We start from the raw sequence: 25386 nt of genomic DNA on the forward strand, positions 1-25386 counted from the left end.
AATCTAAGTACTATTTAATGAAAACCATTTTTCAATATATAAAAGGAGATAAAACCATTTGGGCAATTGTTGCTATTTTGGCAATATTCTCATTTATGCCAGTTTATAGCGCAAGCACAAACTTGGAGTATGTTGTTGGTTCTGGTTCTTCTTTTGGGTACTTGATAAAGCATATTGTGCTGTTAATAATGGGATTTGCCATTATTTATGGGGTTCATAAAGTGCCTTATCGATTTTTCTCTGGTGGCTCCGTTATAATGCTTCCTGTAATTGTCTTTTTATTGATTTATACGCTGTCTCAGGGTACAACCATTGGAGGAGCAAATGCAAGTAGATGGATTAGTATTGGAGGAATTGGTTTTCAGACTTCTACTTTGGCAGGTTTAGTGTTAATGGTTTATGTAGCAAGGTATTTGTCTAGGAATAAAGATAACACAATTGGTTTTAAAGATAGCTTGTGGCAATTATGGTTGCCAGTTGCAGTTGTTTTAATCTTAATTTTACCGGCAAACTTTTCTACAACGGCAATTATTTTCACGATGATTTTAATTGTAACTTTTATTGGTGGATATCCAGTTAAGTACTTAGGATTTATAATAGGAGCAGGAATTGGTTTGTTGTTAATTTTTATTTTAGCAGCCAAAGCGTTTCCAGATTTAATGCCAAATAGAGTACAAACTTGGGAAAACAGAATCGCTAGTTTTTCTGACGATGAAGGAAAAGAACAGTATCAAGTAGAAAAAGCAAAAATTGCAATTGCAATGGGTGAAACTTTTGGTGTTGGTCCTGGTAAAAGTGTACAAAAAAACTTTTTACCTCAGTCTACATCAGATTTTATTTTTGCGATAATTGTAGAAGAATATGGTTTAGTTGGTGGTTTTTTAATAGTGTCTATCTATTTTATTCTTTTGTTTAGAATTTTTGTGGTGATTAGAAAAACAACTACAATTTTTGGGACTTTATTGGTGGTAGGAGTTGGACTTCCTATTATTTTTCAAGCGTCCATAAATATGGCGGTTGCAACCAATTTATTCCCAGTAACAGGGCAAACCTTACCGTTAATTAGTAGTGGAGGTACTTCTATTTGGATGACTTGTTTTGCGTTGGGAATGATTTTAAGCGTAAGTGCATCGACAGATGAAACAGAAGAAGATATTTTAGATGATAACCCTTTAAACATACTTCATGAAACACTCGATTAATATATTGATCTCTGGAGGAGGTACAGGAGGGCATATCTATCCTGCAATTGCTATTGCAAACGAATTAAAGTTGCGCTATCCGAATGCCAAATTTTTGTTTGTAGGTGCAAAGGATAAAATGGAAATGGAAAAAGTTCCGCAAGCGGGATATGAAATAAAAGGATTGTGGATTTCTGGAATACAAAGAAGGTTAACTGTAGATAATTTATCTTTTCCTTTTAAGTTGATCAGTAGTTTATGGAATGCTTCTAAGATTATTAGAAAATTTAAACCAGATGTAGCAATTGGTACAGGTGGTTTTGCAAGTGGGCCAACTTTAATAATGGCAAATAGAAAAGGGATTCCTACGTTAATACAAGAACAGAATTCGTTTCCAGGAATTACTAATAAATTATTAAGTAAAAAAGCGCACAAAATATGTGTTGCATATGATCATTTAGAACGTTTTTTTCCTGCGGATAAAATTGTTAAAACAGGAAATCCTGTTCGTCAAGACTTGTTGTCAATTTATTCAAAAACAGACGAAGGGAAAGACTTTTTTAAGTTAGATAAAAAGAAGAAAACTATTTTAGTTTTAGGGGGTAGTTTGGGAGCGAGAAAAATTAATCAATTGGTGGAAGCTAATTTAGAATTCTTTAAAAAACAAGGCGTTCAGGTTATTTGGCAATGTGGAAAACTATATTTTGAAGAATATAAAAAATACAACGAAATAGAAAATATTCAAGTACATCAGTTTTTAAATAGAATGGATTTTGCATATGCTGCATCAGATATTATTATTTCTAGAGCAGGCGCAAGTTCAGTTTCAGAATTATGTATTGTGGGTAAGCCAGTATTGTTTATTCCTTCACCAAATGTGTCGGAAGATCATCAAACAAAAAACGCAAAGTCAATTGCAGATAAGCATGGTGCAATTTTGTTAAAAGAAAGTGAATTGGAGTCGTTTCCAATCGTTTTTGAAACGTTATTAAAAGATAAAGGAAAACAAAGTAATTTGTCCGAAAATATAAAAGAATTAGCGCTTCCAGGAGCAACTACAGATATTGTTAATGAAGTAGAAAAATTATTAAAAAAGTGAATTTAAATACTATACATAACGTCTATTTTGTCGGAATTGGAGGCATAGGAATGAGTGCAGTTGCTCGTTACTTTGCGTCTAATGGGAAAAGTGTGGCTGGTTATGATAAAATTGCAACTCAAATTACTTTAGGTTTAGAAGGTTTGGGTGTTGAAATTCACTTTGAAGATGCTGTGAAAAATATCCCTATTTCATTTTTAAATACTGAAAAAACGTTGGTGGTCTACACACCAGCAATTTCTAAAAATCATGCTGAACTAAGTTATTTCTTAGAGAATGGTTTTACGGTTTTAAAGAGAGCTGAAATTTTAGGAAAAATAACGGAAACAACTTTCTGTTTAGCAGTTGCGGGGACACATGGTAAAACTACGACTTCTGCTATTTTAGGTCATATTATGAATACAGTAAATGCGACTTCCTTTTTAGGTGGTATTGCAGAAAACTATAATTCTAACCTAATTTTAGGTGATGATAAAGTGAGTGTTGTAGAAGCAGATGAGTTTGATAGGTCTTTCTTAAAGCTGAGTCCTAATATTGCGTGTGTAACCTCTATGGATGCAGATCATTTAGATATTTATGGAGACTCAGAAGCTTTAAACGAATCGTTTATTGAGTTTACGAATAAAGTAGAAAACACTTTAATTGTAGCAAAAGGTTTGCCTTTAGAGGGGTTAACGTATGTAGTTAATGAAGAAGCAGATTATGCTGCATTTAACTTAAAAATAGAAAGCGGTAAATATATTTTTGATGTGAAAACACCTTCATCAGAAATAAAAAATATTGAATTCCATTTACCAGGTCAGCATAATGTTATGAATGCATTGGCGGCAATAGCTATGGCAGATGTTTATGGAGTTTCGTTAGAACTAATAAAAGAACGTTTATCAAATTTTAAAGGAGTAAAACGAAGATTTTCGTATAAAATTAAAACAAACGATTTTGTTTTGATCGATGATTATGCACATCATCCAACAGCGATAAATGCAGTAGAAAGTTCTGTCAGAGAAATGTATCCTAATGATAAAGTGTTGGTTGTTTTTCAGCCACATTTATTTTCTAGAACACAAGATTTTATTGAAGATTTTGCTGTTGCATTATCAAAATTCGATGAAGTTTTATTGCTAGATATTTATCCTGCAAGAGAAGAACCAATTGCCGGAGTAGATTCTGAATGGTTATTAAATAAAGTTGTCTGTAAGAATAAAAAATTAACTAAAAAAAATAATTTAGAAAAAGATATTAAAAATTCATCAGCAAAAGTAGTTGTAATGTTAGGTGCGGGTGATATTGGTATGATGGTTGATGAGGTAAGTAATGAACTTTTAAAAGCAATAGGAAATGAAGTTTAAGAAGTTTTTTAAATACATAGCATTCCTTTTGTTAATAGGAGGTTTGGCCTTTTTGTCTAGTTTTTCTGAAAAAAGAAATTCTAATAAAAAAGTATCGGAAGTTGTCATAGAATTTGAGGCTGGAGACAATCAATTTTTGACACATTCTATGGTTGATAAATTGTTAATACAAAATGATACAACTGTGAAAAACCAAGCGAAATCTGTGATAAATTTATACAGTTTGGAAAAAACGGTTTCAGAAAACCCTTATGTTGAAAATGCATCAGTATTTTTAACCATATCGGGGACCCTAAAAACGATCATAAAACAACGTTCACCTGTTGCTAGAATTATAAATAAAAAAGATTCTTATTATGTTGATAAACAAGGTGTAAAAATACCTTTGTCTCATAATTTTACAGCAAGAGTAATGCTCGTTTCTGGCGTTAAAGAAGATGAAGAAGTTAAAGAATTATTACCATTAATATCCTTTATTTTAGAGGATGATTTTTTGCATAAAGAAGTGGTGGGAATAGAGAAATTTGCCGATGGTGAGTATCAATTTTCTGTGAGAAGTGGAAATTATAAAATTGATTTTGGAAAATTATCTGAAATTGATGTGAAATTTAAGAAGTTAAAAGCGTTTTATAACAAGACATTTGAAGATAAAACGATTGAAGAGTATAAAACGATTAATTTAAAATATCACAACCAAGTTGTGTGCGCAAAATAAATCAAAATGGAGAACAATAAAATAGCAATTGGTTTAGATATTGGTACAACCAAAATCGCAGCAATGATTGGTCGCAAGAATGAATATGGCAAGATTGAAGTTATAGGAATTGGTAAAGCCAAAAGTTTAGGCGTAAAACGTGGAGTTGTAAGTAATATTACGCAAACCATACAGTCTATTCAGCAAGCAGTAGAAGAGGCAGAAAGTGTTTCTGGTTTAAAGATTCACGAAGTTGTTGTGGGAATTGCTGGGCAACATATTCGTAGTTTACACCATAGTGATTATATCACAAGAAATAATGCTGATGAGGTAATAGATGATAACGATATTGAAGATTTAATAAACCAGGTTCATAAATTAGTAATGTTACCAGGAGAAGAAATTATTCATGTATTGCCACAAGAATATAAAGTAGATTCTCAAGCAGATATAAAAGAACCAATTGGCATGTATGGAGGTCGTTTAGAAGCGAATTTTCATGTAGTTGTTGGACAAGTTTCTTCTATTAGAAATATTGGGCGTTGTGTTAAAAGTGCAGGCTTAGGTTTAAGTGAAATTACCTTAGAGCCTTTAGCTTCTGCAAATGCAGTATTAAGTCAGGAAGAAAAAGAAGCAGGAGTTGCATTGATTGATATTGGTGGTGGAACAACGGATTTAGCTATTTTTAAAGACGGAATTATTAGACATACAGCTGTAATTCCTTTTGGAGGAAATGTAATTACAGAAGATATTAAAGAGGGCTGTTCTATAATAGAAAAGCAAGCAGAATTATTAAAAATAAAGTTTGGTTCTGCATGGCCTGGAGAAAATAAAGAAACAGAAATAGTTTCTATACCTGGTTTAAGAGGTAGAGAACCTAAAGAAATTACTTTAAAGAATTTATCAAGAATTATACATGCAAGAGTTCAGGAAATTATTGAGCATGTGTATTTAGAGATAAAAAATTACGGACATGAAACTGCAAAAGGGAAACTAATTGGAGGTATTGTGTTAACTGGTGGTGGTGCACAATTAAAGCACTTACGCCAGTTGGTAGAGTATATAACAGGTATGGATGCAAGAATAGGATATCCTAATGAACATTTGGCAGGAGAATCTGATGAACTTTTATCTAGTCCGGCTTTTGCTACAACCGTTGGTTTATTGATGGAAGGTTTAGAAAAACAAAAACCTGTTGTAGAAGAAGAGCAAGAAGTAATTGAAGAGGAGGTTATAGAGCCAGTTGTTGATGAACAGAAAGAACAACCTATAGAAGAAAGACCACCTGTAGTTGAAGTAGAAAAAGAACGAAAACCTAAAAAGAAGTCGTTTTTTGAAAAGTTTACAGAAAGTTTAAAAGATTTTTTGGACAACGCAGAATAAAGATTGAGATTAAGAAAAGAGAACAAAAATCAAAAAAATAATAATAAACAATATATCGGTTATTATGAGCGCAGAATTCGATAACATTTCATTTGACATGCCTAAGACACAATCTAACACAATTAAGGTAATTGGAGTTGGTGGAGGCGGTAGCAACGCAGTAAACCACATGTTTACACAACAAATTAAAGGAGTAGACTTTGTAATCTGTAATACAGATGCACAGGCTTTAGAAAACAGTCCTGTTCCTAATAAAATTCAATTAGGAGTAAGTTTAACTTCTGGTTTAGGTGCAGGTGCAAATCCAGAAGTAGGAGCACAAGCAGCTAAAGAAAGTATGCAAGAAATTCAGCAAATGCTGAATACCCAAACCAAAATGGTATTTATTACTGCTGGTATGGGTGGTGGTACTGGTACAGGAGCAGCTCCTATTATTGCAAAAATTGCAAAAGATATGGATGTGCTTACTGTTGGTATTGTTACAATGCCTTTTGCCTTTGAAGGTAGAAGACGTGCTAAACAAGCTCAGTTAGGAATTGATCAATTGCGCCAAAATGTTGATTCTCTAATTGTGATAAACAATAATAAACTTCGTGAAGTTTACGGAAACCTTGGTTTTAAAGCTGGTTTCTCTAAAGCGGATGAGGTTTTATCTACAGCTTCTCGTGGAATTGCAGAGGTAATTACGCATCACTATAAACAAAATATAGATTTACATGATGCTAAAACTGTACTTTCTAATAGTGGAACTGCAATTATGGGTTCTGCAAAAGAAGAAGGTCAGACTAGAGCTAAAACTGCTATTATTAAAGCATTAGATTCTCCTTTATTAAATGATAATAAAATTACAGGAGCTAAGAACGTATTGTTGTTAATTGTATCTGGTACTAATGAAGTTACTTTAGATGAAATTGGTGAAATAAACGATTACATACAAGATGAAGCTGGTTATGATGCCAATATTATTATGGGTATTGGTGAAGATGAAGAGTTGGGTGATGCTATTGCTGTAACTATTGTAGCTACAGGTTTTGCTGCAGATCAACAAAGTACAATTACAAATACAGAGGTAAAAAAAATTGTTCACACCTTAGAGGATGAGCAAAAAGCGACGTATGATTTTAGTGAAAAAACCATTACGAAAGCACCTTCTTTAAACGAGCCGTTAACTAACGCTGTAGAGGAAAAAGTTGTTCATACTTTAGAAGAGGAAGTAGTAACACCAAAATCAAACTTGGTTAAAACGACCAATGAGATTGTAAATATGGCGGTTGATTATGATGAGGTAGAAGTAGAAGTTGCCGCTGAGGATGATTTTGTTATTACAGATGTAACTCCAGTTCAGGAAGTACAAGCTGTAGAAGAGCCAAAAGCAGTTCAGCCTCACCTATTATTTGATTTACCTCTAAATCCGAAAGCAGAAGTAGAAACCCCTAAAGTAAACGAGATAGAAGCTACACAACCAGAAGAGGTTGTTTTTGAAAGAAAAGTGGTAGAAAAGCGTTATGTTTTAGAAGATTTTGATGCACAGCCAACGATTGGTAAAAGTTCTGGAATTGTTGAAAAAAAAAGTGTTGAAGAAGAAATTAATTTCGAACTAAAAACAAGAGCTCCTCAAGCAGAAGTTAACCAAATAGAAACGCAAAGTGAAGAAGTTTCTCCTTTAGATTTGACAATTACCGAGTTGCAAAAAAGAGCTGAAGAGAGACGTAAAACAATGAAAGGTTTTAATTATAAGTTCAATGATCAAATGAATAAGAACATTGATGAAATTGAGCGTCAGCCAGCTTATAAAAGACTAGGAATAAACTTAGACACAAATAGTTCTATTAGTAGTACAGAAACATCTATTAAAAAGAATACAGATGAAATTAGTTTTAAATCTAATAATTCTTTTTTACATGACAATGTAGATTAAATTTTAATAAGTTCCCCCAAAAATAGCATGAAGCCATATCTTTTAGATATGGTTTTTTGTTTTTTAAGGAGTTAATAAGTGGAATTGTATTAGCATTTATCTACCAAATTTATAATATATAAATCCTACTATTTTTATAATAAATTAAGAATAGAGTTGAAAAATATTGTTCTTAAAGTTAGATGTTTCTGATTCTTAATAGGCTAAAAATTCGTTTTAAGGTTATTTGCTTATCGGTTTAAAGTATCATTTTAACGGTTTATGATTGCTAATGGTCTAATTTTATATGAATTAACTTTAGTTAAGTTCTATATTTGAATAAGAATAAGAAAACAACGGACTATATTATTATTATTATTAAAATTTTGTCCCCCGATTAATCCTCTAATACTTTTCTTTATAAGTACTAAACCACATCTTTTAAAGATGTGGTTTTTTTATGTGTCTTAATTTATGAAATAAGAAGGAAAACAAGCTTGCGTGAAGGATAGAAGCAGTTGTTTGAGCTCTCACGCTTTTTAGCTTAGCCTGACTTTTAGGGCACGCCCAAACAAAAAAATCCACCTAATTAAAGATGGATTTCAATATAAATATTTGTTTTAAAGACTAGCTTAATGCTTCTTTAATTCTCTTGATTGCTTCTCTAATTTGTAATTCTGATGCTGCATAAGAAATTCTAATACAGTTTGGCGTACCAAAAGCTTCTCCAGTTACAGTTGCAACATTTGCTCTTTCTAAAATGAATAAAGAGAAATCACTTGCAGTTTCAATTTTAAATCCGTTGATTGTTTTACCAAAGAAGGCAGAAACATCTGGAAAAACGTAAAAAGCTCCTTCAGGAACATTTACTTTAAATCCGTCTATTTCTCTTAACAATCCAATAATGATATCTCTACGAGTTTTAAACTCGTCTACCATAAACTGAATTTTAGAAACTGGCGCTAAAACTGCTGTAATTGCTGCTCTTTGAGCAATACAGTTTGTACCAGAAGTAATTTGACCTTGCATTTTTGTACAAGCTTTAGCAATCCATTCTGGAGCACCAATATAACCAATTCTCCAACCTGTCATAGCAAATGCTTTTGCCAAACCGTTTACAGTAATGGTTCTGTCGTACATGCTTTCAATTGCTGCAAAACTAAAAGGTTTTGTTTCGTAATTGATATGTTCATAGATTTCATCTGATAAGATAAAAATCTGTGGGTGTTTTTCTAAAACTGCTGCCAACGCTCTGTATTCTGCTTCACTATAGATAGTTCCACTTGGGTTGTTTGGAGAGTTAAAGAAAATCATTTTTGTTTTAGGGGTAATAGAAGCCTCTAACTGCTCTGGAGTGATTTTAAAATCATTCTCTATAGAAGAAGGAATTTCTACATACGTTGCTTCGCATAAAATTGCAATTGCAGAGTAACTTACCCAATAAGGTGCAGGTAATAAAACTTCGTCTCCTGGGTTTAATAATACCTGTGCAATGTTTGCAATAGATTGTTTTGCTCCTGTAGAAACAACAATTTGACTAGGTTTGTAAACTAAGTCGTTATCGCGCTTAAATTTGGTGCAAATAGCTTCTTTTAAATCTACATATCCATCTACTGGAGAATACGAATTGTAATTTTGATTGATAGCTTCAATTGCAGCGTCTTTAATAAAATCTGGTGTATTAAAATCTGGTTCTCCCAAACTTAAACCAATAATATCTTTTCCTTCTGCTCTTAGTTCTCTTGCTTTAGCAGCCATTGCTAAGGTTTGAGATACAGGTAAACTGTTAATTCTGTCCGATAATGGATTTTTCATCTTACTGTTAGTTGTTGTTGTGTTACTTATGCTAATTCAGGGTTTTTACCCAAAACTCCCAAATGTCTAAAATGTTCTACAATCGCTTTACGCATAGTGTCGTATTCGTTATAGGGCAAATTAAATTCTTTGGCCGTTTCTTTTACAATTTTAGCTAATTTATCATAATGTACATGAGAAATATGCGGAAAAATATGATGTTCAACTTGATGATTTAAACCTCCTGTATAGAAGTTTACCAACCAGTTACTAGGGGCAAAGTTAGATGTGGTGTATAATTGGTGGACTGCCCAAGTGTGTTCTAAATTTCCGTCTTTATCTGGTAACGGCATTTCTGTATTTGGTACAATGTGTGCCAATTGAAATACCAAACTTAAAATCATACCAGCGGTATAGTGCATTACAAAAAAACCGATTAAAATTTTCCACCAAGCAACGTCTAAAACCAATAGAGGTAAAACGATCCAAAGGGAATAATAAGCAATTTTAGAAACGACTAATTTTGTCCATTCTGTTGTAGGATTTGGAAATTTACCATAAGATAATTTACGTTTTAAATAACGATGCATTTGCTTAATATCTGTAGTAATAGCCCAGTTTATAGTTAGTAATCCGTATAAAAAGATAGAATAATATTTCTGAATTTTATGAATTGGTAACCATGAAGAATGTTGAGAAAAACGAATAATTCGTCCTGCGTCGATATCTTCATCATGTCCTTCTACATTGGTAAAGGTGTGGTGTAAAACGTTGTGCTGTACTTTCCAATTATATACATTTCCGGCAAGTATATAAATACTACTTCCCATCAATTTATTAACCCATTTTCTTTTAGAAAAAGAATCATGATTGGCATCGTGCATTACATTCATTCCAACTCCAGCCATTCCTATTCCTGTAACCACCATTAAAAGTGCCATTACCCATTGTGGCATAGTAACCGTTAGAATTAAAATAAAAGGAACCAAGAATAGCGAAAACATAATAATTGCTTTTGTGTACAATTTCCAGTTTCCTGTTTTTTTGATTTCGTTTTCTTTAAAATATGTATTTACTCTTTTGTTTAGAGTTCTAAAGAATTTCGCTTTATCTACTCTTGAAAAGTTTATTGTTTTCATTTATATGTTTATAATCTGCAAAAATATACTTTTTGAAATGGATTTTTATGATAAACGTCAGTTTTTGTTTAGAATTGTTCCAATACAAATAACTATTTTTGCAATTCAAATTTATTTATTAATGGAAATTATACTCAAGTATTTTAAGGACTTAACCCCAACTCAAATAGAACAGTTTTCTAAACTTCAAGAATTATACCAAGATTGGAATTTAAAAATAAACGTTGTTTCTAGAAAAGACATAGACGAATTGTATTTACGCCATGTTTTACATTCTTTAGCAATAGCAAAAGTGGTGCAATTTAAACCAGGGTCTAAAGTAATGGATGTTGGTACTGGTGGTGGTTTTCCTGGAATTCCGTTAGCAATTTTGTTTCCAGAAACACAGTTTCATTTGGTAGATTCTATCGGTAAAAAGATAAAAGTAGTAAATGAAGTTGTTGAAGGTTTAGGTTTAACAAACGTAAAAACTTCTAACTGTAGAGTAGAAGAGATAAAAGATACTTATGATTTTATTGTAAGTAGAGCAGTAGCGCAAATGGAAACTTTTGTTGGTTGGACAAAAGGTAGAATCTCAAAAAAGCAAAATCACGATTTAAAAAACGGGATTTTATATCTAAAAGGTGGAGATTTATCTGAAGAATTGAAATTATACACATCTGCTACAATTTATGATTTACCTGACTTTTTTGAAGAAGATTTTTATGAAACCAAAAAAGTGGTTCACTTAGGGATGAAATATAAAGCGTAGCGCTTTTTATAAAAAATAAATTATTTAGATTCTTAAAGGTTGCTATTTTTTAGCAGCCTTTTTTGTTGCTACAACACTAATTATTAAAATTTGAGTTGCATGAAACAACATGAGTGGTAATAAGATAATACCAATAGAGGCCATATTACCAAAGATTATTTTTGAAAAAACGGTACCATGAACTAAAGATTTTTTTGTTCCACAAAACTGTGCTGTAATTTGATCTTCTGTATCTAGTTGTAGTTTTTTTGATAAAAAACCAGTGAGAAAAAAAGCGAGACTAAATAAGACAATAACACCAACTAGGATTAGCATTAAGTCTACAAAAGAAACAGCACTAAATATCTTTCCTTCAAAAGATTCTGCAAAACTCTTGTAAATAATTAATAGGATAATCGATTTATCAAAAAGGGTTAATTTACTATTGTGTTTCTGAACAAAAGCACCCAAAAAATGTTGTAAAAAAAGACCTATTACAACAGGAACAATTATTTGTAAAATCAGTTTTAGGTAGATTTCTGTAAAATCAAAATCAGATTGAATTTCATTTACAAATAACCCCATCCATAATGGAGTTATGGCAATACCAATAATGCCAGAAATACTTGCGTTAAAAATGGCTCCAGGAATATTTCCTTTAGCTAAAGAAACCATAACCACTGAAGAAGATACGGTAGATGGCAATGCGGCCAAGAAGAAGAAAGCCAACCAAATGGTTTCTTGTTCTTTATTTTGAATAAATGGATGTATCAATAAAACAAGTATTGGAAAAATTAAAAAAGTAGATAATTGTACCAAAACATGTAATTTCCAGTTTTTGAGTCCTGCTTTTAACTTACTCGGACTCAATTTTAATCCATAGAAAAAGAAAATAAGCGAAATACCAATAGAGCTAATAGTGTTGATAGGGAATTTGTTTTCTTGTGTTCCCCATTGCGGAAATAGATACGCTAGTAATATTACGATGATTATAGATACTACAAATTTATCAATCTTTATGTTCATATATTTTATTGTAAAATTAACAAATCATCATTAAACGAGGTTCACCTGTCTTTTCCTTTGGGGCTCTATGTAAGCAAGGAAGTACTTCGCTTTCTGGATGATCTATTGCTAGTTTCCATAAATGTCCAATACCTAAGTTAATAGGTTGCGCTTCTGGCTTCGCTTGATAATGCAGATCAAAGAAAAATTCACTTAAAAAGGATTCAAAACCTTCATCAGATTCTTCTCCGTATAATTTTTTAAGTTCTGCTCTTATTTCTGGAATTAAAATTTTTTGTGTGCCTTGTGAATTGGGTAAAATATCACTTGACGCTCCGTGATACGTGCATAAAAAAGTATCTGCAGGTATTGGAGAACGATCTACATGAAACGAATATACATCCGTAGGGAAAAAAGGAAATGCATCATCTCTTTCGTAATGCTTGATGATATTTAACGTTGGAATTTTTCCATGCTCTTTTAATACGTTGAAGTCATTTAAAAGAATTTCTCTCGCAAGTTGACCTTGTTCACTTAACTGAAGTTCTAGAAGTTGTTTAGGAAGAATTTCTGCCATATTTCCATCTAGTGTAATTTTATTGACTATTTCAGAAAAATCACCTTTTAAAGTACGGTTCCAACAGATTGCGTTAATATCTCCTTTAAATTTTGTAGATAGTAAATCATTAAAGTTATCAACTTTATAAATTTGACTTTTATGCTGAGATAAGCTCATTATGGTTTCCTTCTTTTGTGTATATCTATAAAATAACGAAAAGTTATAGATGCAAAGTTCTATTTTTTTAGGATAGGATTAAGCCAAAATAAATAAAAATTTATTTATTTCTCAAACAAAACCATCATAGAAATAGCAGGAACATTTACTTGGTTTGTTACTTCTTGTTTTCCTTCAAAATCAAAAGTATCTTTTAGTACGGCAATTTTATAAGTTTGGTCTAATTGATAACTGATCGTTGTATTTTCTCTATTAAAAATAACCAATATTTTTGACCAAGAATCTTTATTGGCATTATTTTTAAGTTGATAAGAAACCAAACCATGGTCTATTTTCTTAAACTCTAAATTTTCCTGTACCTTTTTAGCAGTAGCCATTCTAAATGCAGGATGTTTCTTCCTTAATTGAATCAGGTTTTTATAATAGGCTAGAACATCTGCATTTTTTACTTTTAAAGCCCAATCTATTTCATTTATTTTATCAGGAGATTTATACGAATTATGATCTCCTTTTTTGGTACTCATTATTTCTGAACCTTCATGTAAAAAAGGAGTTCCTTGAGAAGTCATTACAATGGCAGTTGCCAACTTATGCATCGCTTTAATTTGTTTGTAATTGGCATCGGGTCTAGATATTTTTAATTTATCGTATAAGGTGTAATTGTCGTGGCAAGAAACATAATTAATAGCTTGCCAAGGTTGCTGTGCCCATGGAAAATCTGTATGATTTATGTACATGTAATTTACTTGAGGATGTTCTATAACTCCTACAATTCCACATTTTAGAGATTCCTCTTTAAATTTTGCGCCACTAACAAACCCAGTACTTCTATCATCAAACGTGCTTCCTTTTATAGCGTCTCTAATTTCATCAGAAAAAGCTGCTATTTTTGGCATTTGGGGAATGTGTTTTTTTAACGCTCTTTTTTCTTCCGGTAACGGAGAATCTCCACCTGTCCAACCTTCACCATAAATAAGTGCACTTGGATTTATTTTTGTGACTTCATCTGCAATTAAATTCATGGTTTCTACATCATGAATTCCCATTAAATCGAAACGAAAACCATCTAAATGATATTCCTCTGTCCAATACTTAACAGATTCAAGTATGAATTTTCTGGTCATTGTTCGTTCAGAAGATGTTTCATTTCCGCAACCAGAAGCATTAGAATAGCTTCCGTCTTCATTAAAACGATAATAATATTTTGGGTTTTCTAAGTTAAAATTAGAGTTTTCTATAACTCCAGTATGGTTGTAAACAACATCTAAAATAACTCCAATTCCGGCATTGTGAAATGCTTGTACCATTTTTTTAAATTCGGGAATTCTTACTTCTGCTTTAAACGGATTTGTAGAAAAAGAACCTTCTGGTACATTGTAGTTTTGAGGGTCGTAACCCCAATTAAATTGTGGGATTTCTAAATGATTTTCATCAATAGAATATTGATCGAAAGTGGGTAATATATGAACGTGTGTAATTCCTAACCTTTTAATGTGATCGATAGCTGTTGGTACATCAAGATTGCTTTTTACGCCTTCTTCTATCAAACCTAAATATTTACCAGGATAAGAAGAATTGGCTTCAGTTTGAATGGTAATATTTCTAATATGCAATTCATAAATAATCGCAGCATTTGGCGAATCTAATTGTACATATGTATCCTTTTTCCAATTTTTAGGATTTGTTTTATTAAAGTTTAAAACCATGGCTCTTTGTCCATTTACACCTACTGCTTTTGCATAAATACCTGGGGTTTCTGCTAGCCAATTATTGTCAATACAAATTTGATAGGTGTAATAAGTTCCGTTTAAATCTCCTTTAACCATTTTTTGCCAAAGTCCATTTTCTTTAGCTTCTAAGTCTAATACTGTAAAGGCTTCAGAATTATTTCCGGTTTTGTACAAATTTAGTTTTACGGCAGTTGCAGTTGGAGACCAAATTTTAAAAGTAGTTTTTTCTTTAGAATAGTCTAACCAAAGACTTTTATCTGTTGTAGGGTATTCTTCAAATGAAGAAAATTTATGAGCATCTTGTTTCATTTCATGTCAATTGAAAGTACAAGAAAGTTCCTCATTTTTATTGAACTATGCAACGAAATTATTGAAAATATTTAGTCGTAAACAAATGCATTATTCAGGTAAATCAAAAGGATGTTGAAAACCTTTTTTTATTAAGTCTACACTATATAAGTTTTTTGTAGCCGTAACAAATAATGTTTTCTTATCAGATTTACCAAAAGTGCAATTTGTGGTTTGTTCTGGAAATAAAATAGCACCAGTTTTCGTTCCGTTTTTATCAAAAATCTGAATTGTAAGTTTAGATGCTACGTATAAGTTGCCTTCTGTGTCTAATGCCATTCCGTCTGCTTGAGATTTTACTTCACCATCATTTGCGTTTGTGATTGTAGCAAAAACTATTTTGTTGCTAATTGTACCGTCTTTGGGGTTGATGTCAAACTTATAAATATCATGCGTATCAGAATCGTTTACAAAAAGATGTTTTCCATCAATAGAAATTAAAACGCCATTTGGGAATGTGAATCCTGATTCGGTGGCAACTGTTAGTTTTCCTGCTGGAGTGATATAATAAACGCTTCTGGCAGATTGAAAAGGAGGATTCCTTCTTGTTGGATCGGTAAAGTAAATTCCGCCTTTTTTATCGATACAAATGTCGTTTGGGTTGTCAAAACGTTTTCCATTGTATTCGGAATGCAAGGTTTCAATCAGTGTTCCATCTATCTTTCTTCTGGCAATATTTCCAGCTCTAAACCCACAGACGATTAAATTAGAATCGTTATCAAACATTAATCCATTACAACCATCGGTATTATTATCAAAAGCTAATGAAAAGGTATTATTGGTTACAGAGTATTTGTATATTTTTTTATCAGGAATATCCGAAAAATAAATAAATTCAGCGCCATCCCAAGCTGGACCTTCAATAAAACGAAATTGATCTGTACTTAATTTTACAGGTGTTTGTGCTTTAACCTGATAAGAAAAAGTAATAATAATGACAAGAGATAAAAATTTAGTTTTCATAATTCATATTTTTAATTACGAATATAGAAAGTATGTAGAGGGTTAAAAGGACTTTTATTACCCTTTAGATAGCTGTTTTTATCTGATACGAATAGTTTTATTAGAATTTCTCTAAAAAATTGAAGAAGCTGTTTTTGATGTAAACTTCTCTAAAAATAACATCCCTTTATAAGAATTTCCTTTTTTATTTAATTTCGGACTCCAAACGACAATACAGTATTTATCAGGATGAATAGCAACAATGCCACCACCAACACCACTTTTACCAGGTAAACCTACACGAAAAGCGAACTCACCAGATTCATCATAAAAACCACACGTAAGCATAATGGCATTAATCCTTTTTGTTTGACTTTCAGTAATTACTTTTTCTCCTTTTTTAGTAGTAAAATTATCAATCGTTAAAAATAAAAATATTTGAGAAAGCTCTTTACAAGTCATTTCTAAAGAGCAAGTATGAAAGTAGAGATCTAAAACTTCTTCAACATTATTTTTAATGTTACCAAAAGACTTTATAAAATTACAAAGAGCTACATTTCTAAAGCCAGAAACTCTTTCAGATTCCGCTACTTTTTCATCATAATTTAAGGTAGGATTGTTAGAAATTTCTCTACAAAAATCTAAAAAATCTGCTTTTGGGTTTTTAAGATGACTTACCAATACATCACAAATTACAATAGCCCCTGCATTTATAAAAGGGTTTCTTGGTTTCCCTAAATCAGCTTCTAATTGTAATAAAGAATTAAAAGGGTTTCCAGATGGTTCTACATCAACTCTGTCCCATAATTCAGCACCTTCAAACTTATAAGCTAAACTTAGAGTTAACACTTTAGAAATACTTTGAATAGAAAATTTTGTTTCAAAATCTCCAATTCCAAAATTTTCATTTTTGATGTTCGTAATACTTATACCAAAACTATTAGCATCTACAAAAGCCAATTCCGGAATATAACTAGCTACTTTACCAATATCATCAATATTTTTAACGTCGTTATAAACGCATTCAATTACTTCCTTATATTTTTCCATTGATAATCTATAAAATTAGAGATTGCAAACCTATTAGAATATTTCTTAAGAAGCAACAAATTAGAAATCAAAAAAAAGGAACTACATTGCTGTAATTCCTTTTGTTATTTATGAGATTCCTCAATCGCCTAAAAAGGCTCATTTCGGAATGATAGTTGTTATATGGTAGTTAAACAATCTCTACAAACAAACCTTCGTCTGTTTTAGAAACCTTGGCAACTTTATGTTTTGTTAAACCTTTAATGGTTTTATCCCATTTTTTATTAGACAAACCAGATTTTACTTTTAAATCATTTAAGTCTATTTTTTCTGCTTTGGTAATAATTGCTAAAAGTCCTTTTTCATCATCATTTAATTCAACTGAAGCAGCCTTTTTCTCTGGTCTCATTTGAGGGAAGAAAAGTACTTCTTGTATCGATTGATTGTTAGTTAAAAACATGATTAAACGGTCCATTCCAATTCCCATTCCTGACGTTGGAGGCATTCCGTATTCTAATGCACGTAAGAAATCTTCATCAATAAACTCAGTAGCTTCATCATCACCTTTTTGAGCCAATTTAAGTTGATGCTCAAAACGCTCACGTTGGTCAATTGGGTCATTTAATTCAGAATAAGCATTTGCAACTTCCTTTCCACAAACCATTAACTCAAAACGCTCTGTTAATTCTGGGTTGTCTCTGTGTTCTTTACAAAGAGGAGACATTTCTTTCGGATAATCGGTAATAAAAGTTGGCTGAATGTAGTTTGCTTCACATTTTTCACCAAAAATTTCATCAATTAATTTTCCTTTCCCCATAGTTTCATCCACAGGAATATTCATTCCTTTAGCAGCGGTTCTAATTTCATCTTCTGTTTTTCCAGTAATGTCAAAACCAGTAAAATGTTTAATAGAATCTGCCATTGTTACTCTGGCATAAGGAGCTTTAAAGTTAATTTGGTGTTCACCAAAAGTAGCTTCAGATGTTCCGTTTACAGCTATTGCACAATGCTCTAAAAGTTTTTCAGAAAAATCCATCATCCAATTGTAATCTTTGTAAGAAACATAGATTTCCATGGCTGTAAATTCTGGGTTATGCGTTCTGTCCATTCCTTCATTTCTAAAGTTTTTAGAGAATTCATAAACTCCATCAAAACCACCAACAATTAATCTTTTTAAGTACAATTCATTAGCAATTCTCATATATAACGGAATGTCTAAAGAATTGTGATGCGTCATAAAAGGCCTTGCTGCTGCTCCTCCAGGAATTGGTTGTAAAACCGGAGTTTCAACTTCAAAATACCCAGCATCGTTAAAGAACGAACGCATTGCATTAAACAACTTTGTTCTTTTAATAAACACTTCTTTTACATGCGGATTTACAACTAAATCTGCATAACGTTGTCTGTATCTTAATTCTGGATCTGTAAAAGCATCATAAACTTTACCATCTTTTTCTTTAGGTAATGGCAATGGTTTTAAAGATTTGCTTAACAACGTAAAGTTCTTAACACGCACTGTTTTTTCTCCCACTTTAGTGGTAAACAATTCTCCTTCAATTCCTACAAAATCACCTAAATCTAGTAATTTTTTAAAAACATCATTGTATAAGGTTTTATCCTCTCCAGCACAAATTTCATCTCTGTTAAAATACACTTGTATTCTACCTTCTCCGTCTTGCAACTGCGCAAAAGAAGCTTTTCCTTGTATGTTGATAGACATTAATCTACCCGCAATTACCACCTGTTTCTCTGCAACAAAATCCTTTTTTATTTCCTTTGAATTTGTATCTACAGGATATAAATCTGCCGGATAAGGATTGATGCCTAAAGCGCGTAATTTTACAAGCTTTTCTCTACGTACAACTTCTTGTTCTGATAATTGCATTTGCTGTTTAGTTTTCTAATGTTTATTTAAGAGCACAAAGATACAATCAAAAGCATTAATAGACAATTGAGAAATAAATAAAAAACAACTTCTTTATTTGAGAATATTAAAAAACATCGTATATTTGTCGGCTGCTTTTTGTTAGGGCAGCATTAGTTGTGTTGTTTTGGCGCTTTAGTAAAAGCGTCGTGGTTTTGTTAACCAATGGAAAGCTTCCCTGAAACGGGACGCTTTTTTTATGCTTTTTAATCACTTCGAAGTACTTTCATTTATGTGATATTCTCACTTCAATTTTACATTTTATTTTTTTGTAGCTATTTCCAGCTTTCCGTTATATCTTTTTTCTTCTGTTCTCGATACAAATTTTTCATTCTTCAAAATTCACTCGAACTGACAGAAAAAAGGATGCCACTTTAATCTGGGCTAAACTTGTTTGTAGGCTTATAGCTTTAGGTTAATTTTATTCTGAACCTATGTTTTCTATGTTCCTATGTGTTCAATTTTTAAAAGAAATTTCCTTTAAACTCCCAAAACTGAATCACAAACAACACAAAATAAATAACTGAAATAGAAAACTTAATAGTTGTAGAAGCTAAAAAGCCAAAAAAAGCACCAAAAGAAGCCTTAATTGCTCTGTTTGTGTCTTTACTATCATAAAGTAATTCTCCGATTAGCGCACCTAAGAAAGTACCAATCAACATACCAAACGGAATAGGAGAGAGTAGGCCAACAATTAATCCGATTGTGGTTCCATAAACGCCATATTTAGTGCCGCCAAAACGTTTTGTTCCCATAGCAGGAATAAAATAATCGAGAATCCAAATTAGAATTGCTAATCCTAAAGTAATCCCTAAAAAAGTCCAATCCATCGGAATAATCGTAATAAAATGTAATAAAAGTAAACCCACCCAACTTGTTAAAGGGCCAGGTAAAACTGGTAAAAATGAGCCAATAATACCTAAGCACACAAAAAGAAATCCTAAGAGTAATAAAAAAATATCCATATTTTATTTTAATAATTATACTGCTTTAAAGTCAATAATAACAGCATTTTTCTAATAATAAGACGATTACAAATTAGGTTTGTTACAATAATCATTAACTATAAAGTTAGTTAAAACTAAATATTTAGTTATATTTGTATTTTTGAACTAAAAACTTAGTTGATATTATGAGCAAACAATTAACAAAAGCAGAAGAGCAAATTATGCAAGTACTTTGGGATTTGCAAGAAGCTTCCGTAAAAGAAGTAATAGATAAACTACCAGAGCCTAAACCGGCATATAACACCGTTTCTACCATTATTAGAATTTTAGAAACGAAAGAATTTGTAGACCATAAACCTGTTGGAAGAGGATTTTTATATTTTCCAATAATAGAAAAAGAAACCTACAGTAACCAAAGTTTACACAAATTAATGAATGGTTATTTCGATGGTTCATTTAAGAGTATGGTTTCCTTTTTTGTAAAAGAAAATAAAATGGATGTTTCTGAATTAGAATCTATTTTAAAGGAAGTGAATAAGAAAGAGTAAGCAGTCTTTCAGTATTCAGTTGGCAGTCTCAGTTAGCAGTCTTAATTATTATGAATAAAAAACAGTTCTCAGTTGCAATTTGTAGTAGGAGTTGTTTTTTTTTTTAAATATTGAAATTATCTGTCATTCCGATGAAGAATGAAGAGGAATCTCATAATTATCTGTTGGTATGAGATTTCTCAATCACCTAAAAAGGTTCATTTCGAAATGACAAACAGTAAAAGTTAAAATTAAAAAAACTATGATTAATTATATTTTACAAGTCATATTATTTCAAGTATTGTTCTTGGCTATTTATGATTTTTTCTTAAGTAAAGAAACCTTCTTTACAAAAAACAGATGGTATTTACTTACAACACCCATTTTATCTTTTGTGTTGCCATTTATAAAAATACCAACGTTTCAAAAAGCAGTTCCGAAAGAAATGATTATCTATTTACCAGAAATCTTTTTATCACCAGAAAAAGTGATACAGAAAACTGTAATGTATCAATCTGTAAGTGAAGTAAATTATATAAATATATTATTTTATGTAGGCGTTGCTATTTTTTCAGTCTTATTTTTAGTCAAGTTTTTAAAAATTATCAGCTTAATTAGCAAAAATGAAATTGTTAAAAAACCATCTTACAAATTGGTTTTACTACCTGAAGAAACCAAAGCATTTTCTTTTTTTAACTTCATATTTTTAGGACAAGAAATTCCCGTTTCTCAACAGCAGCAAATTATAGCACATGAGTTTGTACATAGCAAACAAAAACATTCATTCGATTTGTTATTCTTCGAGTTTTTAAAAATCGTCATGTGGTTTAACCCTATGATTTATTTCTATCAGAAAAGAATCACTTTACTACATGAGTACATTTCTGACGAAGTGGCTGCAAAATCAGCAACCAAAGAAATGTATATCAATAATTTATTATCCAACTTTTTTCAAGTTGAAAACATAGCGTTTGTCAATCAATTTTATAAAAAAACCTTAATTAAAAAAAGAATTATTATGATGAAGAAAACACAATCAAAAAAAATGAATCAATTAAAATATTTGGTCTTGATTCCGGTATTGGCAAGTATGTTATTTTACACTTCTTGTGCCTCAAAAGCTACAGTAAATAGATTGACAGAGTCTGAAAAAATTGCACATGAAAATTTAAAAAATGTTGCTTTAGAAAATCAAAATTTAAAGGATTCCATTAGTAAGTTAAATGATGAAATAGCATTTAATTTAAAATCTAATAAATTTCTGAAAAAGAAACTATATGATAAAGTTGATGAAAGAGTAAAAGCTGAAAGAGATGGTAATTTTGTTTCTTTTATGATAATTGACAAAGCACCTACTTTCCCTGGCTGTGAATCTGGAGATAAAAAATGTTTTTCTAAAGGTGTTCAAAAACATTTTGGAAAATATTTTGATGCAGATATGGTAAATACACTTGGTTTAGATGCTGGTAGAAAAAGAGTTTTTGTTGGCTTTAAAATAGATAGTGAAGGGAATGTTGTAGATATTGCGGCAAGAGCTCCACATCCAAAAATTAAAGCAGAGGTTATTAGGGTAATGAAGTCTTTACCTAAAATGATTCCAGGAGAACAAGATGGTGAAAAAGTAGGAGTAAAATATTCAATTCCGTTTGCAGTAATAGTAGAGAAAAAGGTTTAGAAAAAGAAAATTGTATTTTTATTTGAAATGGTTAAAGTCGGGTTACATACTCCGGCTTTTTCTTGTTTAAATAGGTTCTTTTTTGTGTGTTAAATATTTAGAATAAAAGTCGTTAAAGTTTTGTAAATTCACATTTTAATTAAAAGTATGTATTTAAGGTTTTTATCTTTTTTAATAATGATGGTTTTTATCACTTCTTGTGATTTATTTTGCCCTCCAAAAAGCAATAATAGTGCAGCTTTAGATACGATTGTAGATTTTTCTTCTGTAGATACTTTTCCTTCTTTCAAAGGTTGCGACGCTATCATTGATAAACAACAAAAAATGGATTGTTTTAGAACAACTATCCATCAGAAGATAGGAGCGGAGTTGCAACAACATTCATTGGCTGTTAAAGATTCTATCAATGAAATTGTGTATGTAGATGTCATTATAAATGCAGAAGGAATCTTTAGTTTAGATACTATTCAGGCTTCTGAAAAGCTTAAAAAGGAATTACCAGAATTAGATAGTTTACTAAAAGCGAGTGTAGAAAAACTTCCAAAAATCTATCCAGCAAACAAAAGAGGAATACCGGTTACTACTAAATATAGATTGCCGATTAGAATTCAATTAACAGAATAATTAATTCCTGCCATTCGGAAAGGAGAAATTACATAGGTGAGCTAACGTAAAAAAAAGCAACTTTATGAGATTTCTCCCGAAAAGGTTCGAAATGACAATACTGGACGCTGAAAATACAATCATTTCATTTCGAATTATTTAGACATTCCATAACTGTGCTACCACAAAACTAAGCAACAACAATTGTCATTTCGAGGTAAGGAGAAATCTCATTACAGTGATAACAAGAGACTAATCAAATTTTATGTGATTTCTCTCTCTGTTGGAAATGACAAAAAAGGAAATTATCATTTGCTTTCTTCTTTTTTAAGCATAAAAAAACTCAAACAGTAATAGTTTGAGTTTTTGTTTATTTTAAAAGAATACAAAAGGCAACTGCGTTGCCTAATTCAACATTTTCCAAAGTTTGTCTTTCAATTCTTGTAATCCTTTTTGAGCAACAGAAGATATAAATATAGCCTCGACACCTTTTGGTAAATCTGCTTTTATTTCTGCTTCTAGCTCTTCATCTAACATATCTGTTTTAGAAATAGCTAATAAACGGTCTTTATCTAACAATTCTGGATTGTGTTGTTTTAGCTCGTTTAAAAGAATTTCATATTCTTTATTAATGTCATCACTATCTGCGGGAACTAAGAATAACAACGCCGAGTTACGTTCTATATGACGTAAAAAACGATGTCCTAATCCTTTTCCTTCAGCAGCACCTTCAATAATTCCAGGAATATCTGCAATTACAAATGTTTGATGATTTCTATGTTCTACAATACCTAAATTCGGTTTTAAAGTAGTAAAAGCATAATCTGCAATTTTTGGTTTTGCAGAAGTTAAAACAGACAATAAAGTAGATTTTCCTGCATTAGGGAAACCAACCAAACCAACATCTGCTAATAGTTTTAATTCCATTCTAAACCAACCATCAAAACCATCCATTCCAGGTTGAGCGTATCTTGGTGTTTGATTTGTAGAAGATTTAAAGTTCCAGTTTCCTAGACCTCCTTTTCCTCCACGTAATAAAACTACTTCTTTTTGATGTTCTGTAATTTCTATTATTACTTCGTCAGTATCAGCATCTTTAATAATGGTACCTAAAGGCACATCAATATAAATATCATCTGCATCTGCACCAGAACTTCTACTAGCACTTCCGCCACCACCACTTTCGGCTCTAAAATGACGTTTAAATTTTAGATGAAACAACGTCCACATGTTTTTATCACCACGTAAAATAATGTGTCCTCCACGTCCACCGTCTCCACCGTCAGGTCCACCTTTGGTAATATACTTTTCTCTATGTAAGTGCATAGAACCTTGTCCGCCTTTACCAGAAGAAGCGTATATTTTTATGTAATCGACAAAATTTCCTTCAGTCATAATTCTTGTTTAATCGTGTAAATGTTTAAGTGTTTAATTGCCCTATGTAATATACGTTTAAAGGTTACACAGTTAAACAATTACACAGTTACACATTTTATAAAGTATCAAATACTTTTGCAATTCTTTGTGTAATTTCTTCAATAGAACCCAAACCATTAACGCCATAGTATTTATTCTGAGCTTCAAAATAATCTTTTAAAACAGCTGTTTTGGTATTGTATTCATTAAAACGGTTTCTAATTTTACTTTCATCAGTATCATCAGTTCTTCCGCTTGTTTTTCCTCTTTCTAATAAACGAGTTACTAAAGCATCTTCAGGAACTTCTAAAGCTACCATTCCGTTTATTTGTTCTCCTTTTTCAGCTAAAAAAGCATCTAATGCTTCTGCTTGAGATTCTGTTCTAGGAAACCCATCAAAAATAAAGCCATTTGCATCAGCATTTTTTTCAACTTCAGCTTTTAGCATATTTATAGTTACTTGATCCGGAACTAAATCTCCTTCATCCATATATTTTTTAGCTAACAAGCCTAATTCAGTTTTATTTTTAATGTTAAAACGGAATACATCTCCTGTAGAGATATGCACTAAGTTGTACATGTCCTTTAAAAAATCTGCTTGTGTTCCTTTCCCTGCACCTGGAGGGCCAAATAATACGATGTTTTTCATTTTAGGTTGTGTTGATAATTGATAAATTGCAGGGTAGTTTCTCCCTAAACCATTATAATCTAATCCGTAACCAACAATAAATTTATCTTCAATTCCTTTTCCGATATAATCGATTGGTAGTTCTTTTCTAAATACGTCTGGTTTAAAAAATAACGTTGCAACTTTTAATTGTTTTAAATTTTTATCTCTAAAGATATTATAAATTTCTTGAAGAGTGTTCCCTGTATCTATAATATCTTCTAATATAATTACAGTTCTTCCTGTTAAATCTTCATTAATACCTACTAATTGTTTTACGTTTTCTGTAGAAGTAGTGCCGCTATAAGAAGCTAATTTTACAAAAGAAACCTCACAATCTCCATTAAATTCTCTAACAAAGTCTGCTGCAAATAAAAAGCACCCGTTTAAAATTCCTACAAAAATAGGAACTTCCCCTTTAGGTAAGTCTTCTTTTACTTGTACTGCTAATTGCTTTACGATTACTGCAATTTCTTCCTTAGTAATAAAAGGTTTAAAATATAGATCTTGAAGTTTTATAATACTCATTAGATTGTTGTTTTTAATAGCTATTTGTTGAATGAAAAAACCG

21 protein-coding genes are annotated in these 25386 nt (G+C 31.4%); 10 read left to right on the forward strand and 11 right to left on the reverse strand.

Going from position 1 to position 25386, the window contains the following annotated elements:
• Positions 1–17 precede the first annotated feature (17 nt).
• From WHD08_RS15975 to ftsZ, 6 genes are all read left to right on the forward strand, one after another.
• Positions 18–1202 (forward strand): FtsW/RodA/SpoVE family cell cycle protein, encoded by a 1185-nt coding sequence (locus tag WHD08_RS15975; RefSeq protein WP_165732497.1) that lies wholly within the window; start codon positions 18–20, stop codon positions 1200–1202.
• Positions 1186–2280 (forward strand): undecaprenyldiphospho-muramoylpentapeptide beta-N-acetylglucosaminyltransferase, encoded by a 1095-nt coding sequence (murG, locus tag WHD08_RS15980; protein ID WP_208890085.1) that lies wholly within the window; start codon positions 1186–1188, stop codon positions 2278–2280. Before WHD08_RS15975 ends, murG begins: the two co-directional genes overlap by 17 nt.
• Positions 2277–3629, forward strand: coding sequence for a UDP-N-acetylmuramate--L-alanine ligase (gene murC / locus WHD08_RS15985; RefSeq protein WP_208890083.1), 1353 nt, complete (start codon positions 2277–2279; stop codon positions 3627–3629). The genes murG and murC overlap by 4 nt, the downstream gene beginning before the upstream one ends.
• Complete coding sequence (locus tag WHD08_RS15990) at positions 3619–4344, forward strand: cell division protein FtsQ/DivIB (RefSeq protein WP_208890080.1); 726 nt, start codon at positions 3619–3621, stop codon at positions 4342–4344. Before murC ends, WHD08_RS15990 begins: the two co-directional genes overlap by 11 nt.
• A gap of 6 nt (positions 4345–4350) precedes the next feature.
• Positions 4351–5706 carry a cell division protein FtsA gene (gene ftsA / locus WHD08_RS15995; protein ID WP_208890078.1) on the forward strand — a complete coding sequence of 452 codons (1356 nt, stop codon included), beginning with the start codon at positions 4351–4353 and terminating at the stop codon, positions 5704–5706.
• 64 nt (positions 5707–5770) lie between these two features.
• A complete protein-coding gene (gene ftsZ / locus WHD08_RS16000; protein WP_208890076.1) occupies positions 5771–7624 on the forward strand; it encodes a cell division protein FtsZ in 1854 nt (617 codons plus the stop codon).
• Positions 7625–8230: 606 nt separating this feature from the next.
• Here the strand turns inward: ftsZ and WHD08_RS16005 are convergent.
• Together WHD08_RS16005 and WHD08_RS16010 are read right to left on the reverse strand one after the other, a co-directional pair.
• Positions 8231–9418 carry a pyridoxal phosphate-dependent aminotransferase gene (locus tag WHD08_RS16005; RefSeq protein ID WP_208890075.1) on the reverse strand — a complete coding sequence of 396 codons (1188 nt, stop codon included), beginning with the start codon at positions 9416–9418 and terminating at the stop codon, positions 8231–8233.
• Between the two features lie 26 nt (positions 9419–9444).
• Positions 9445–10536: a fatty acid desaturase family protein gene (locus WHD08_RS16010; RefSeq protein ID WP_208890073.1), complete on the reverse strand. Its 1092-nt coding sequence runs from the start codon at positions 10534–10536 to the stop codon at positions 9445–9447.
• 121 nt (positions 10537–10657) lie between these two features.
• Between WHD08_RS16010 and rsmG the strand changes: the two genes are divergently transcribed.
• Positions 10658–11287 carry a 16S rRNA (guanine(527)-N(7))-methyltransferase RsmG gene (rsmG, locus tag WHD08_RS16015; protein WP_208890071.1) on the forward strand — a complete coding sequence of 210 codons (630 nt, stop codon included), beginning with the start codon at positions 10658–10660 and terminating at the stop codon, positions 11285–11287.
• A 42-nt stretch (positions 11288–11329) separates the two neighbouring features.
• On the opposite strand, the gene WHD08_RS16020 is transcribed toward rsmG, so the two are convergent.
• From WHD08_RS16020 to WHD08_RS16050, 7 genes are all read right to left on the reverse strand, one after another.
• A complete protein-coding gene (locus WHD08_RS16020) occupies positions 11330–12292 on the reverse strand; it encodes a bile acid:sodium symporter family protein (RefSeq protein ID WP_208890070.1) in 963 nt (320 codons plus the stop codon).
• A 16-nt stretch (positions 12293–12308) separates the two neighbouring features.
• A complete protein-coding gene (locus WHD08_RS16025) occupies positions 12309–13007 on the reverse strand; it encodes a hypothetical protein (protein WP_208890069.1) in 699 nt (232 codons plus the stop codon).
• Positions 13008–13111: 104 nt separating this feature from the next.
• Positions 13112–15046 (reverse strand): type I pullulanase, encoded by a 1935-nt coding sequence (gene pulA, locus WHD08_RS16030; RefSeq protein ID WP_208890068.1) that lies wholly within the window; start codon positions 15044–15046, stop codon positions 13112–13114.
• Between the two features lie 90 nt (positions 15047–15136).
• The gene (locus WHD08_RS16035) at positions 15137–16048 is read right to left on the reverse strand and encodes an SMP-30/gluconolactonase/LRE family protein (RefSeq protein ID WP_208890067.1); all 912 of its coding nucleotides are present in this window, start codon (positions 16046–16048) and stop codon (positions 15137–15139) included.
• 111 nt (positions 16049–16159) lie between these two features.
• The gene (locus WHD08_RS16040) at positions 16160–17077 is read right to left on the reverse strand and encodes a glutaminase (protein WP_165732509.1); all 918 of its coding nucleotides are present in this window, start codon (positions 17075–17077) and stop codon (positions 16160–16162) included.
• 169 nt (positions 17078–17246) lie between these two features.
• Entirely contained in the window at positions 17247–18941 is a 1695-nt protein-coding gene (gene lysS, locus WHD08_RS16045) for a lysine--tRNA ligase (RefSeq protein WP_165732510.1), read from the reverse strand.
• Between the two features lie 503 nt (positions 18942–19444).
• Positions 19445–19945, reverse strand: a complete 501-nt coding sequence (locus WHD08_RS16050; protein WP_208890066.1) for a DUF456 domain-containing protein — start codon at positions 19943–19945, stop codon at positions 19445–19447.
• A gap of 167 nt (positions 19946–20112) precedes the next feature.
• Between WHD08_RS16050 and WHD08_RS16055 the strand changes: the two genes are divergently transcribed.
• The 3 genes from WHD08_RS16055 to WHD08_RS16065 all read left to right on the forward strand — a co-directional run bounded on the left by WHD08_RS16055 (position 20113) and on the right by WHD08_RS16065 (position 22753).
• Complete coding sequence (locus WHD08_RS16055) at positions 20113–20475, forward strand: BlaI/MecI/CopY family transcriptional regulator (RefSeq protein ID WP_165732512.1); 363 nt, start codon at positions 20113–20115, stop codon at positions 20473–20475.
• A gap of 241 nt (positions 20476–20716) precedes the next feature.
• On the forward strand, positions 20717–22129 hold the full coding sequence (locus WHD08_RS16060) for a M56 family metallopeptidase (RefSeq protein ID WP_208890065.1): 1413 nt from the start codon (positions 20717–20719) through the stop codon (positions 22127–22129).
• A gap of 147 nt (positions 22130–22276) precedes the next feature.
• Positions 22277–22753 carry a hypothetical protein gene (locus WHD08_RS16065; protein ID WP_208890064.1) on the forward strand — a complete coding sequence of 159 codons (477 nt, stop codon included), beginning with the start codon at positions 22277–22279 and terminating at the stop codon, positions 22751–22753.
• A gap of 384 nt (positions 22754–23137) precedes the next feature.
• On the opposite strand, the gene obgE is transcribed toward WHD08_RS16065, so the two are convergent.
• Both obgE and WHD08_RS16075 read right to left on the reverse strand, forming a co-directional pair.
• Positions 23138–24127, reverse strand: coding sequence for a GTPase ObgE (obgE, locus tag WHD08_RS16070; RefSeq protein WP_208890063.1), 990 nt, complete (start codon positions 24125–24127; stop codon positions 23138–23140).
• A gap of 97 nt (positions 24128–24224) precedes the next feature.
• Positions 24225–25343, reverse strand: coding sequence for an adenylate kinase (locus WHD08_RS16075; RefSeq protein WP_208890062.1), 1119 nt, complete (start codon positions 25341–25343; stop codon positions 24225–24227).
• Positions 25344–25386 lie beyond the last annotated feature (43 nt).

The organism is Polaribacter sejongensis (genome assembly GCF_038024065.1).
Taxonomy (GTDB): Bacteria; Bacteroidota; Bacteroidia; order Flavobacteriales; family Flavobacteriaceae; genus Polaribacter; species Polaribacter sejongensis.